The sequence below is a fragment of the Methylocystis sp. genome (assembly GCF_046349115.1).
In the GTDB taxonomy this organism is placed as follows: domain Bacteria; phylum Pseudomonadota; class Alphaproteobacteria; order Rhizobiales; family Beijerinckiaceae; genus Methylocystis.
Genome location: NZ_JAXMCX010000002.1, coordinates 413,112 through 425,440, shown reverse-complemented (window position 1 = coordinate 425,440; position 12,329 = coordinate 413,112). Strand labels below are relative to the sequence as shown.

Here is a 12,329-nt window from a genome sequence, read left to right as displayed (position 1 = left end):
CTGCCGATGGACGAGACGAGCGACCTTTCGAGGCAAAGAGCCGGCGCCGCGCGCGTAACGCGCGCCGCGACCGTCGCGGGGCTTGTCGCTTCGCTTGCCGCGTCGCTTGCCGGCTGCATGGTCGGCCCTGACTTCATCAAGCCGCCGGCGCCCGACGCCCCGCATTTCACGCCGGAAAAGACGACTTCGCCCGGATTGGGTCAGCGCTTCGCCGAAGGGCGTGACATTCCTGAGGATTGGTGGGCGCTCTATCGGTCGAAGCCGCTCGACGTTCTGGTGCGCGAAGCGCTTGAACATAATCCCTCGATCGAATCCGCCGAGGCGGCGATCCGCATGGCCTATTTCAACGCCGAAGCGCAAAGGGGCGCGCTGCTGCCGCAGGTCGGGATACTGGCCAATGAAAGCCAGAACCTCCTGTCGAACAACCGCTCGCTTGGCGCAATCAACCAGTCGCTCTTCAACCAATATTTCCCGAGCGCCTATAACATCGTCACCGGACAACCGACGCCGAGCCCGTTTACGACCAATCCCAACGCGCCTTACGGCCTGTTCCTCAAGCAGCTCTCTATTACTTACGCGCCCGACATCTGGGGGCTAAACCGGCGATCGCTCGAATCGCTTGAGGCGCAGACCGAACAGGCGGCGTTTCAGATGGAGGCGGCGCGGCTGGCGCTGACCTCCAACGTCGTCGTCGCGGCCATTCAGGAGGCGTCGATCAGAGGACAGATCGAGGCGACGAAGAACATCATCACGATTCTCAAAGACTCGCTCGAAATCCTCAATCGACAATATTCCTTCGGCTCCATCGCCAAGGCCGATGTCGTCGCGCAGGAGGCGGCGCTCGCGCAGGCCGAGCAGGCGCTGCCGCCGCTGGAAAAGCAGCTCGCGCTCCAGCGCGACCTTCTCACCGCGCTCGCCGGCCGCTTTTCCTTCGATGAGATCGGACAGAAGTTCAGCCTCTCGCAATTGAAGCTGCCGGTGACCGTTCCGGTCAGCGTGCCCTCGATGCTGGTCGAGCAACGTCCCGACATTCGCGCCGCCGAGGCCAATCTTCATGCCGCGACCGCGGCGGTCGGCGTCGCGCGCGCCTCTCGGCTGCCGAACATCACGCTCTCCGCCAATCTGGGCGCGAGCGCCTTTCATCTCGCGCAGCTCTTCGCGCCCGGCACGGGCTTTTATACTTTCGCGGCGAATGCGGCGCAGCCGCTATTCGACGGCATGACGCTTCTCAATAAGGAACGCTCAGCCGTCGCCGCTCTGGAGCAGGCCGACGCGCAATATCGCAGCACGGTGATCAACGCGTTTCAAAACGTGACCGACGCGTTGCGTTCCCTGCAGTCGGACGCGCGGGCGGTCGAAACCGCGCGCAAGAGCGAAGACGCCGCGAAACGCAGCCTCGATATCGTGCGCATGCAACTCAAATACGGCCAGGTTTCGCAGATCGCGGTCTTCACCGCGCAGCGCATCTATTTCTCGGCGTCGCTGTTGCGGGTGCAGGCCGAAGCGACGCGCCTCGCCGATACGGCGGCGCTGTTCATGGCGCTCGGCGGCGGCTGGTGGAATCGCGCGCCGGACGCGCCCAATTAGAGCGCGCCGGTTTTGCCGTTGTTTCCGGCGATCTCGGGCTTTTCCGTCATGCCGTTTTTGATCTTGTCGAGAATCTTCGGCAAATCGTCCGGGTCCGGATTGAGATCGCGCGCGTGATTCCACTGGAAATGCGCTTCGAGCTTGCGGCCGATGCGCCAATAAGCGTCGCCGAGATGATCGTTGATCACCGGGTCGGAGGGCTTCAGGTCGATCGCCTTCTCCAATTCGCGCACGGCATCGTCATAACGGCCGAGGCGATAATAGGCCCAGCCGAGACTGTCGACGACATAGCCGTCGCGTTGCCGCAGATCGACGGCGCGCCGCAGCATCTTGAAGGCCTCGTCGAGATTGGCCCCCTGATCGACCCATGAGTAGCCGAGATAGTTCAAAACCAGCGGCTGATCGGGGTTGAGCTCCAGCGCCTTTTTGAGATCGGCCTCGGCCGCCGGCCAATCCTTGCGCCGCTCATTGGCGATGCCGCGATAATAGTAAAGCAGCCACTGGCTCTTGTCGGTCGGCGCGCGCAGATCAAGCACGCGCGTATAGGTCGCGGCGGCGTCGGCGAAGGCCTTGCGCGAACGCTGAAGATTGCCGAGGGCGGTCAGCGCTTCCTGATTCTGCGGATGCGCGGCGACGATGGCGGCAAGCGCGTCGGTCGCCTCTTTCGATTTCCCGAGGGTTTCGAGCAGCAGCGCCGCCTGAACGTCGGCGTTGACCCGTAGCGGATCGTCCTTCGCGACGCTCTGATAAAGATCGATCGCCGCCTCTTCCTGCTTCATGCGCTCATAGACGTCGCCCAGCGTAACGAGCGCCAGCGCATTTTCCGGCGCAAGATAGAGCGACAGGCGCAGATAGATCAGCGAGGCGAGCTCGTCGCCCTGACGACCGCCGACCGCGCCGAGTCCGTAGAGCACCTCGCCCGCGCCTTCGTCGGCGCTGCGCACGAAGGGCGGCAGCGGCTTGCCTTCGTCGAGCGCCGCAAGCCCGGCGATGACGATCGGATGATTGGGCGCGACCTCGTTAAAGGTGAGATAGAGCTGCTTGGCTTCGTCGCGCCGTCCATGCGTCGCGAGAAAGCGCGCATAGGCGTCGACGAGGCGCAGCGTGTTCTTCTCGGCGTTGTAGGCCGATTTGAAGCGCTTTTCAGCCTCGGCCTTGTCGCCGCCGAGATCGGCGATCATGCCCGCGTGATAGTCGCGGAACACCACGAAGGCGTCGTCGGTGAGCGTATCGAGCGTCGCCAGCGCGCGGCGCGTGTCCTTGGCGCCGGCGTAGCTCCATGCCGAGAGCAGGGTTGAGGTGATGTCGCGGCGCCGGTCGCCGCCGCCCTTCGCGAGTTCGGCGCGCGCGGCGGCGTATTTCCGGTTCTTGATCATATCGACGCCGCGCGAGAGATGCGCGAGGCCGTTGGCGCGGTCATGCGCGATCACCCGACCAGCGAGCGCGAGTCCCTCGGCCATATTGCCATTGGCGAGAGCGGCGACGAAGGCGCGATCAGTCAGGTCCGGGTTCTTGGGATCGTCGCGCAGCGCCTCGCGGAAAAAGGTCGAGGCGGCCAGCGTGTCGCGCTCCGCGCCGGCGACGATCGCGGCAAGGTAATTGCCCGAGAGGCTTGAGCCGACCTCGAAGGGTCGGGCGATGACAATGTTTTCCCGCGCCGCGAGGCTGCTGTCGCAGGAGAGCGCGAAGGCGCCGGTTCCGGCAAGGACCGCGAAAGACAGGCGCGCCAGAGCGCGTCTCGCGCGGCTGGCGGAGGACGCAGACAACAGGGCAGTTTTGGGCACTGGCGCTTTCCTAAAAGGCGGCGGGGCGGGCGAGGCGCGAAAACTGCGACGCCTGCGGCGCGGTCGCCGGGAAGGGCTAAAGTCGCCGCCAAACATGGCCCTTTTGCGCCACTCCCGCAAGGCGAAAGAGAAGCGAGGCTTTGCCGCTTGCGGAGAGAAGCGAAATCAACCGGCGCGAACCCTTCTCCCGCAGGCGGGAGAAGGAAAAACCCAACGATCGCGCAACGGCCCCGAGGCGCGCCGCTTATGCCGCCCTTATCGCCGCGACGATTTTCTGCGCGGCGTCGTCGAGATCGTCGGCTGGGATGACGTTGAGGCCCGATTCATTGATGATCTTCTTGCCGAGATCGACATTCGTGCCTTCAAGCCGCACCACGAGCGGAACCTTCAGCCCCACTTCCTTAACCGCCGCGATCACGCCTTCGGCGATGGTGTCGCAGCGCATGATGCCGCCGAAAATATTGACCAGAATGCCCTTCACATTCGGATCGGCGGTGATGATCTTGAAGGCGGCCGTCACCTTCTCGGTGGTGGCGCCGCCGCCGACGTCGAGGAAGTTCGCCGGGAACTCGCCGTAAAGCTTGATGATGTCCATCGTCGCCATGGCGAGGCCGGCGCCGTTGACCATGCAGCCGATATTGCCGGGCAGCGAAATATAGGCGAGGTCGTATTTCGACGCCTCGATTTCCTTCTCGTCCTCTTCGCTCTTGTCGCGGAGCTCGACCATGTCGGGATGGCGATAGAGCGCGTTGTTCTCGAAACTGACCTTGGCGTCGAGGCAGCGCAGTCTGCCGTCCTTGGTGACGATCAGCGGATTGATTTCGAGAAGCTCCATGTCCTTGGCCACAAACGCCGCGTAGAGCTTTTCGGTCAGCTCCCCCGCCTGTTTGGCGAGATCGCCCTTGAGGCCCAGAGCGTCGGCGACCTGGCGGCCGTGATGCGGCATCAGGCCGGTCGCCGGATCGACCGAGAAGGTCACGATTTTCTCAGGCGTGTCATGCGCGACCTTCTCGATGTCCATGCCGCCTTCGGTCGAGACCACATAGGCGATGCGCGAGGTCGAGCGGTCGATCAGCATCGAGAGGTAGAATTCCTTGTCGATATCGGCGCCGTCCTCGATATAGAGGCGGTTGACCTGCTTGCCGGCGTCGCCGGTCTGCAGCGTGACGAGCGTCGCGCCGAGCATCTCTTTGGCGAAGGCTTCGGCCTCGTCGATCGATTTGGCGATGCGCACGCCGCCCTTGTCGCCCGCTGACGCTTCCTTGAACCTGCCCTTGCCGCGCCCGCCGGCGTGTATCTGCGCCTTCACCACATAGACCGGGCCGGGCAGCTTTTCCGCCGCCGCGCGGGCGTCTTCCGCATGCAGCACGGCGAAACCGTCGGCGACGGGCGCGCCGAAGTCTCGCAGAACGGCCTTGGCCTGATATTCATGGATATTCATGGACTTGCGTCTCCCTGGCGTAATCTCGCGCCGGCGCGGGCGTAGGCGACATTCGGAAATATATGCGCCAATCGGGGCGCGACTCCCCTCTCCCCGCTTGCGGGGAGAGGGTTAGGGTGAGGGGCCTGGGGCATTTTGCCGAACGCTGGAAACACCAACGGATTTAAAGCCGTCATCGGCATTCCTGTTCCTATCCCCGGCCCCTCACCCCAGCCCTCTCCCCGTAAACGGGGAGAGGGGGCTCGCGTCCAATCGATTCACGTATTTTGTGGCGTCGCCTTAGTCGCGGCCAAAAGGCATGAGCGGCGCGGTTTCGTCAAGGCGACGGGCGGTCGCGGGGCGAGCGGCGGTTGCCTTTGGCGGGTGCTTTGACCGGCGGGGCGGGTGGTGAAGCGGCAACGGAAGGTTGCGGCGTCTTCGCCGCTTCGGGCGATTCCGAATTATTCTTCAGCGCCTCCGCCCTGATCTTTTGTAGGCGCGCCTTGTCGGCATCGGTCAGCGCGGCGGAGACGGGGCAATCTTTTCCTTTGAGAATATCGTCGATCAGCGCCGGAGCCTCGCGACCGGTGGCCTCAAGACGAGGAAAAAAACCGTTGCTGACCCCGCGCAGAATGTGGATCGCATTTGCTTCGGAACTGCAAACCAGCATGCGAAGGCGCCGCGCAAGCGCCTTCGCATATGTCGATTCGTCGGCCTGTGCGGCTTCGAGAAGCCCGCGCCATTTGCGTACTGCAGATGGCAGTTTCGCATTCTCTGCGCAGGACGCCAGATCATCGCCGCTCTTCTTGCAGTCAAGGCGCGCGATGCGCTCCAGGGCGTTAACGCGCGCGTCGCCTTGCGGGACTTCCCCTTCGATCCTCTTGCGCAGTTCGTCATAGGTGCGATCGGTCCATGGTTCGTCTTGATATCTCAGAGCCTTCCAACGCGGGTGGACGAAGCGGATAGGCTTCATCGCCCTATTCAACTCGCCCCAATTCGCGCGCCACAGATAAGAGCCTCCGAACGCCACGTCCTCAAGCTGCGCCCCATTGAGCGACGCGCCCTGAAGCTGCGCCTCATAGAGCGATGCGCCCTGGAGCTTCGACTCATTGAGAGACGCGCCCTGAAGCTGCGCCTCATAGAGCGATGCGCCCTGAAGCTGCGCGTTATAGAGCGAAGCGCCCTGAAGGTCTGTCCCATCGAGCGACGCGCCCTGAAGCTCCGCCCCATTGAGCGACGCGCCCAGAAGCCCCGTCACAAGCAGCGACGCGCCCTGAAGTTGTGCCCGATCAAGGGACGAACCTTGAAGCTGCGCTGCAAAGAGCGATGCGCTCTGAAGCTGCGCAAGGTCGAGCGAGGCGCCCTTAAGCCGGGCCGAATCAAGCAACGCCCTGAAGCTGCGCGTAAACGAGCGACGCGTCCTGAAGGTCCGCCCCATCGAGCGACGCGCCCTGAAGCTGCGCCTGAACGAGCGATGCGCCCTGAAGGTCCGCCCCATCGAGCGACGCGCCCTGAAGCTGCGCCGCTTTCAAATCCGCTTTGGGCAGTTTCGCTCCCCAGAAGACCGCCCGATCCAGCGCGCGGCCGCGAAGATCGATCAAATGGTCTTTCCAATCGAGCTTCGTCTTGTCGTCGACTTTCAGCGCCACGTAAACATCGAAGCCCGGCAAGACGAGCGTATTGGAGAACAGGCTCTTGCGGCGGCGCGTCACTGGGTCGACCTCGCCCGCGAAAAGGCGCTCTCGGGTAGAGACTAATGGGACCTCGTCGGCCTGCCATTCGCTAGGGTTCGGCCAAATCTTCGGGTCGAGCGCGGCTAAATTCTTCTCTTGCCATTCGTTGGGAATGGTCGCCACCACCACCGAGAACCAGATCGCCAGAAGACTGAGAACGCCCGTAACGGCCAGACCTGCGCCGCGCATCGCGCGCACGCGCTTCGGGGCCGTCTCCGCCTCGCCCCCATGAAAGCTCCAGCCGCCAACGCCGTTCAGAAGCGTCGGCGGCCGTAACACCCAAAGGATCGCAATGTCGAACATCAGCGCGCCGCGCTGTGTCCATGTGATCCAGCCGGCGTGGTAAGGCAGGAATTGAATCTGCAACAGCAGCAGCAGAAGAACCGGACAGACGAGCAGCGTCAGAATGACGATCGCCTTCAGGATGAGGCCAAAACGGCCGTCGCGCAGTTCCGGCGGCCCAGCGAAAATCTGTACCAGCACATTGCTCGGCAAGAGCCGCCGCAGCTTGTCGCGAATTTCTTTTTCGTCTTTGAGCTGATGATGCAGCTCGGCGTTAAAACGCGCCGCCTTCTGGCCAAGCATATTGAAATGCACGATCGTATAGATATGCGTCGCGACGAAGAGGAGCGGCGCGAGGAAGAAGAACGCCAGCAGCGGAAGTTCGACATTTAAAAAAGGCAACTTGACCGGGCGCTGAAGCAAGAGGTCTTCATGCGTCACCGCGCCGGCCGCGACGGCGATGTAAAACATCACGAAAAGATAGGAGAGCCACAGCGCGCCGCTGACCGTCGCGGCGCTGTCGACCGTATCCTTGATCGCCTGAAGGTCATCGGCCTTCTTGGCGATGTCAGGCAGCGTCGGTTTTGGCGCGGCGAAATCCTTCGCCCGCTGCAATCGAAATTTGCGCAATTCGTCCGACGCCATCGGCTATACTCGCAATCAAACGCATTTTGCGTCAGACGCGCCGTTGTCGGCAAGAGGCCAAGAGGCGAGGCCAGGGCTCGAACTCGGGTTAATTTCGGCTTGCTTTCCGCCGTCATCGCGAGCGCAAGCGAAGCGATCCAGAGCCGCGGGGCGGCGCGATGGATTGCTTCGCTGACGCTCGCAATGACGCGGTGAGGCGACGCTTCGTTAACCTGGATTCGGAGCCCTGCAGGTGAGACAGGGGTGAGGCAAGAGGCGAGGAGAACGCGCGCCTGACCCCAGGGGTCATACGGATTCCGGCTGATCGGTTCGCTGGGGCTGTGTCATTCCCGACAGGCCGAAGGCCTGATCGGGAATCCAGAGCCAATTCAAGAATGCTGGTTTTGCTCTGGATTCCAGATCGCGCGCGTTGCGCGCGTCTGGAATGACAGCCGAGCAGATCACCCGGAACTCGTATCATGCGCTAGATGTTATCGTAAAGGCGTCGTTTCTAAGCAGAGTTTCTTGCGCCCGCCTGGAACAATTCTAGACCCCTGCGGGTTCCATCCGCACGGAGCTCCCCCTCCCCCCTCGCACTACGCCCGACCAACCTGGCCGGGCGCTTTTTTTTTTGGCGAAGGTCAGTATTTCGCGACGATCGGCGCGACGCCCCAGTTGAGGTGATAGTTGACGCCGACGCGGACGACATGGCCGTCGAACCGCGCGCGCGCCTGAGTGGCGTTGGCGGCGAGGAGAGTCGGTGTCTCCCAATCTCCGGTGATTGCGACCGGATAGGCGGCGGCGCCAAGATCATAGAAGAGATATTCGAGCTTGGCGCTCCACTGCGGCCAGAACAGCCATTCCAGCCCGGCGCCGGCGGTCCAGCCGACGCGCATCTGCGAATAGCGGCCCTGATTGGCGCCGAGCAGCCAGAAGCCCGGCGTGTCATTGGGCACGTGCTGGAAGAAATTGGTGGTCGAACTCGCCTGGCCATAGGCGAGGCCGCCGGTCGCATAGGCGAGCAGGGTGGGCGTGATGAGATAGCCGAGCCGCGCCCGCGCCGTGCCGAGAAAATCCAGCGATTTGGCGGCCGACACGCTGGTCAGGAAATTGAGCCCCTGCGCCGCGAGCGGCGTCGGCGCGAGCGTCAACGCGCCGGCGCCGTTGCTCGAGCCGGCGACGCCCTGAATGTCGGTCTCCAATCCGGCGAGGAAACCGCCGGCGAACTGCCAATCATAGCCGATCTGTCCGCCGCCGATGAAGCCGGCCCAATTGGTCGAAAGGACGCCCGAGCCCGCAGCCGCCGCGCCCAAAGCCCAGGGAGCATTGTCGGCGCCATTGATGACAAAGGGCGTCGAGACGAAATTGGTCGTCGTGCTTGCGGCCCACGTTCCACCGGCGTTCAGACCGACGTGAAACCCGGTCCACAGCGGCGGCGGCGGGACATAGGGCGGCGGCGCCTTGAGGGAGGGAAGATCCGCGGCGAACGCCGATCCGGCGGCGAGCGCCAGAGCCAAAACCACGCTCGCGATGAATTTATTCGTCACTGCCCTGTCCCCGCCGCTGCGAACGACTCATTAAGGTCCAAGGCAACTGAGCAAGGCGAAAGCCGTTTCGCAATTAAAACCTTATGTTTTTGCAGGGGCTTTGGTTCATTTCACGAGAGCTGTGCCATATCTGCAACAGGCGGCGTGGCGATCGGCGCGCGGCCTATGGCTTCTCGCCGGCCATCTCCAGCACCACGCGCCATTCTTCGTCGGTCACCGGCTGCACGGAGAGGCGCGAATTATTGACGAGGACCATGTCCTTCAGACGCGGCTCGCCTTTAATTTCAGCAAGCGTCACCGGCTTTTTCAGGCCCTTGACCGCCTTCACGTCGACCATGCCGAATTTGCCGGTCTCGTCGGTATGGTCGGGATAATAGGTCTTGATGATTTCGACGATCCCGACCACCGCCTTGTCCTCGTTGGAATGGTAGAAAAAGCCGCGCTCGCCCTTCTTCATCGCCATCAGATTGAGTTTGGCGGAATGGTTGCGCACCCCGTTCCAGAAGGTGCCCTTGGCCCCAGCCGCGACCTGCTGATCCCAGGACCAGCTCGACGGCTCGCTCTTTAGAAGCCAATGCGCCATCAGAGCTGCGCTCCCACCACGCGTTTCCAGGGTTTTAAGTCAACAGAGGCGAAGAGGCCGGCGATTGCGTAGGGGTCTTCGGCGAGCAGCGCGCGCGCCGCCGCCTCGTCTTCGCAGTCGAGAATGAGCATCGAGCCGATCGGCGTCTCGCCGTTAAGCAAGGGGCCGCCGAGCTTTACCCGCGCGGCGTGTTTTTCGAGAAAAGTGAGATGCGCGGCGCGCGTCGACAGGCGCAAATCGACATGATCGGGCTTATCCAGACAAAGGGCGACGAAGAGCACGAGCGGCCTCGCGAAGGTAGAGCGAAGGCGCAACTTGTTCCAAAGCGCGCGCCGCCGGTCAACCGCGCGCGCGTGCGATTTCGCTTTCGGACGAAAGTTTTGGGGGCGGGGAGGGGCCGCGCCTCAGGCGCGTTTGGCCGGCGCCTCGAAGTCCTGCGCGACCACACGGTCGCCGAATTCGACGATCGCCTCCCGCAGCGACGCGATTTCAGCGTCGCTCGCCGCGGCGGGAACGACCGACAGTCCCTTGGCCCCGCCAGTGGCGCGGCGCAGATTGGCCCGATCGGCGCGCAAGGCCTCCACCGCGCCTTGCAGCATGGCGTTGTCGGCGCGCGCCGATTCGAGCTTGCCGGCGGCGTCGTTGGCTTCGGCACGAGCGACGCGCAGAGCGCCCTCCAATTGATCCGCTTCGCTTTTTTGGCGCTCCTCGACGGCTTTGAGCTTCGCCCGCGCCTCGTCGAGTTCGGCGGCGAGCGTATCGCCCAGCGCGCGGGTCGCCGCGAGTTCGCCAGAAATATGGGTAAGCTGATGTTCGAGTTCGGTCGCCCGGGCGTCGGGCAGGCCGGCCCGCGCATTTTCCTCGCGCAAAGCCTCCAGCACGCCCTGCAATTCGGCGTTATGCTGATGCAGCGCCGCGACGCGCGCCTCATAGGCGGCGACGAGCCCTTCCAGCTGCACGCCGGCCTCTTCGTTAAGCTGCGCCGTCTCTGATCGAATCAGGCGCATCTGCGAGACGCGGGTCTCGGCGCGGTCGGTCATGTCCTGTAGCGCCCGCTCCGTGGCGTGCAGAAGGCCGGTGCGCTCCGCCAGAGCCTTTTGCGCCTCGCCGACGCGAACATTCATGTCGCGATTGTCGGCCGCGGCGACTTTGAGCTGCGTTTCGAGATCGTTGATTCGCGCGACGTGGCGGCCGATCGTCGCGAGATCATTCGCGCGCGTTGCCTGAACCGATTCCATCGACTGTTCGAATCGCCGCTCGCGGACGGCGAATTCGGCGCGCAGCAGATCGCGCTCGGCGAAGACCTCCTCCATCGTCATCGGCGCGAGCATCTGCAGCCGCCGCATCGAAAGTCGAAGCGCGCGCCGCCAGAAAGCGGGCAGGAACATCAAGGCGAAAAGCCCGGCGACGAGAAAGCCGAGCGCAAAATACATCGCTTGTTCGATCAAGACGCAGCAATCCTTGATCCGTCTCGAAGCGGACGGCGTCATTGATTTTGCCACGTAATGACGCCGAACGCAAAAACCCGCCGGGCGATTCGCGTCGCTCGAGCGCGCCCGGAGAGGTCCGCCGCGCCGAATTACGGCTTCGTCTATTCGGATGACGACTTCTCCGCCGGCGCGCGGCAGAACCCGCGTCAGTCACGCCGCGCACGCGGTTTGCGGACGAATTGGAGTGAAGCCATATGAGTTTGCGCTGCCCCGGCGTTCCTTCGCTTCCTGCCGGCGACGCGCGCGTGAGCGGCGATCAGCGCCCGAGCGCCCCGGCTTTTGCGACGACGCTTGCCGCCGATGAGGGCTTTCTGGCGGCGGCGCTATATCAGGGCGCGCCTGCCGCGCGCCGGCGATTCGCGCCAGCTTGCGTCGAAACCGACTGCGCGCATTGGCGCGGCGGGGGATGCGAGCTGCTCGGCCGAATCGCGCAACTTCTGGCGGAGGCCGGCGCGCCGGTCAGGCCGAGCCCCGCATATGACTGCGGCATTCGTCAGGACTGCCGGTGGCGCCGGCAGCGCGGCGACGCGGCTTGCGGCATTTGCAGTTTCGTCGCGCGCGAACCGCTGGAGCCGTCCTCCGATCGTCTCAGAACGGGTTCCAGGTCGATTCCGGCGTGAATTTCAGATAGCCGAGATTGAGGCCAAGCCGCGCGCCGAGCCCGGAGCGCACCGGCATCACGACGACCTCGTCATTGTTGAGCGCCGTGAATCCGAATCCGCCGACGAGATAGGCCGAGCCATTGGCGCCCGAATACCGCCGATAGATCGCGTCGACCGACGGCAGATTATAGACCAGCATCATGGTCCGGTCGCCGTCGCCGCCAGCGTCGAGGCCGATCGAAGGCCCTTGCCAAAAGACCCGCTGCTGGCCTGCGTTGCGCGTATACATCGTGCCTTCGCCATAGCGGAGCCCGCCGACGAAGGCCCCGCTCGCCTCCTGGCCGAGGATGTAGGCGTTCGGGCTGCCCCATTGGCGCGAGGCGCGTTCGACGCCTTCGGCGAGTCCGCGCGAGATCGAGCCGAAGAAGCGATGGCCGTTCTCGACGATTTCGCCGCTCGAATAGGTTTCGGGACGCTGATTGGCGCGCGCGAAAGACAAAGGCGCCGCCCATGCGCAGGCCGAGGCGGCGGCGAGGCGAATGAGATCGCGGCGCGAGGCGGCGTTGAACGAGGATTTGCTCATGGCGACGAAACTCCGGAACCCGAATGTCAGGGCAAGCGTCGGCGCGAACCATGGCCGACGCGCGGCGCCGCCGCGTCGCAAAGACGACGCCCGG

The 12,329-nt window shown here is 63.9% G+C and carries 10 protein-coding genes and 1 pseudogene; 1 reads left to right on the top strand and 10 read right to left on the bottom strand.

The genetic code is table 11. The features are described from left to right. The first annotated feature begins 6 nt into the window (after positions 1-6). Complete coding sequence (locus U1E20_RS07785; protein WP_409980024.1) at positions 7-1,587, top strand: efflux transporter outer membrane subunit; 1,581 nt, start codon at positions 7-9, stop codon at positions 1,585-1,587. On the opposite strand, the gene U1E20_RS07780 is transcribed toward U1E20_RS07785, so the two are convergent. The 10 genes and pseudogenes from U1E20_RS07780 to U1E20_RS07735 all read right to left on the bottom strand — a co-directional run bounded on the left by U1E20_RS07780 (position 1,584) and on the right by U1E20_RS07735 (position 12,235). Beyond that, entirely contained in the window at positions 1,584-3,371 is a 1,788-nt protein-coding gene (locus U1E20_RS07780; protein WP_409980023.1) for a tetratricopeptide repeat protein, read from the bottom strand. The two genes, U1E20_RS07785 and U1E20_RS07780, sit on opposite strands and share 4 nt — an antisense overlap. A gap of 244 nt (positions 3,372-3,615) precedes the next feature. After that, complete coding sequence (sucC, locus tag U1E20_RS07775) at positions 3,616-4,812, bottom strand: ADP-forming succinate--CoA ligase subunit beta (RefSeq protein ID WP_409980022.1); 1,197 nt, start codon at positions 4,810-4,812, stop codon at positions 3,616-3,618. 316 nt (positions 4,813-5,128) lie between these two features. Then, positions 5,129-6,049: a pentapeptide repeat-containing protein gene (locus tag U1E20_RS07770; RefSeq protein ID WP_409980368.1), complete on the bottom strand. Its 921-nt coding sequence runs from the start codon at positions 6,047-6,049 to the stop codon at positions 5,129-5,131. 66 nt (positions 6,050-6,115) lie between these two features. Further along, positions 6,116-6,178: pseudogene (locus U1E20_RS07765) on the bottom strand (hypothetical protein); the annotation flags it as partial. After that, entirely contained in the window at positions 6,171-7,451 is a 1,281-nt protein-coding gene (locus U1E20_RS07760; RefSeq protein WP_409980021.1) for a pentapeptide repeat-containing protein, read from the bottom strand. The pseudogene U1E20_RS07765 and the gene U1E20_RS07760, both read right to left, overlap by 8 nt. Positions 7,452-8,071: 620 nt before the next feature. Continuing rightward, positions 8,072-8,977, bottom strand: coding sequence for an outer membrane protein (locus U1E20_RS07755; RefSeq protein ID WP_409980020.1), 906 nt, complete (start codon positions 8,975-8,977; stop codon positions 8,072-8,074). A gap of 163 nt (positions 8,978-9,140) precedes the next feature. Next, positions 9,141-9,560, bottom strand: coding sequence for an EVE domain-containing protein (locus tag U1E20_RS07750; RefSeq protein ID WP_409980019.1), 420 nt, complete (start codon positions 9,558-9,560; stop codon positions 9,141-9,143). After that, positions 9,560-9,841 carry a YciI family protein gene (locus U1E20_RS07745; protein WP_409980018.1) on the bottom strand — a complete coding sequence of 94 codons (282 nt, stop codon included), beginning with the start codon at positions 9,839-9,841 and terminating at the stop codon, positions 9,560-9,562. The genes U1E20_RS07750 and U1E20_RS07745 overlap by 1 nt, the downstream gene beginning before the upstream one ends. 123 nt (positions 9,842-9,964) lie before the next feature. Further along, positions 9,965-11,008 carry a hypothetical protein gene (locus U1E20_RS07740; RefSeq protein ID WP_409980017.1) on the bottom strand — a complete coding sequence of 348 codons (1,044 nt, stop codon included), beginning with the start codon at positions 11,006-11,008 and terminating at the stop codon, positions 9,965-9,967. Between the two features lie 630 nt (positions 11,009-11,638). After that, positions 11,639-12,235 carry a DUF1134 domain-containing protein gene (locus U1E20_RS07735; protein WP_409980016.1) on the bottom strand — a complete coding sequence of 199 codons (597 nt, stop codon included), beginning with the start codon at positions 12,233-12,235 and terminating at the stop codon, positions 11,639-11,641. Positions 12,236-12,329: the final 94 nt, after the last annotated feature.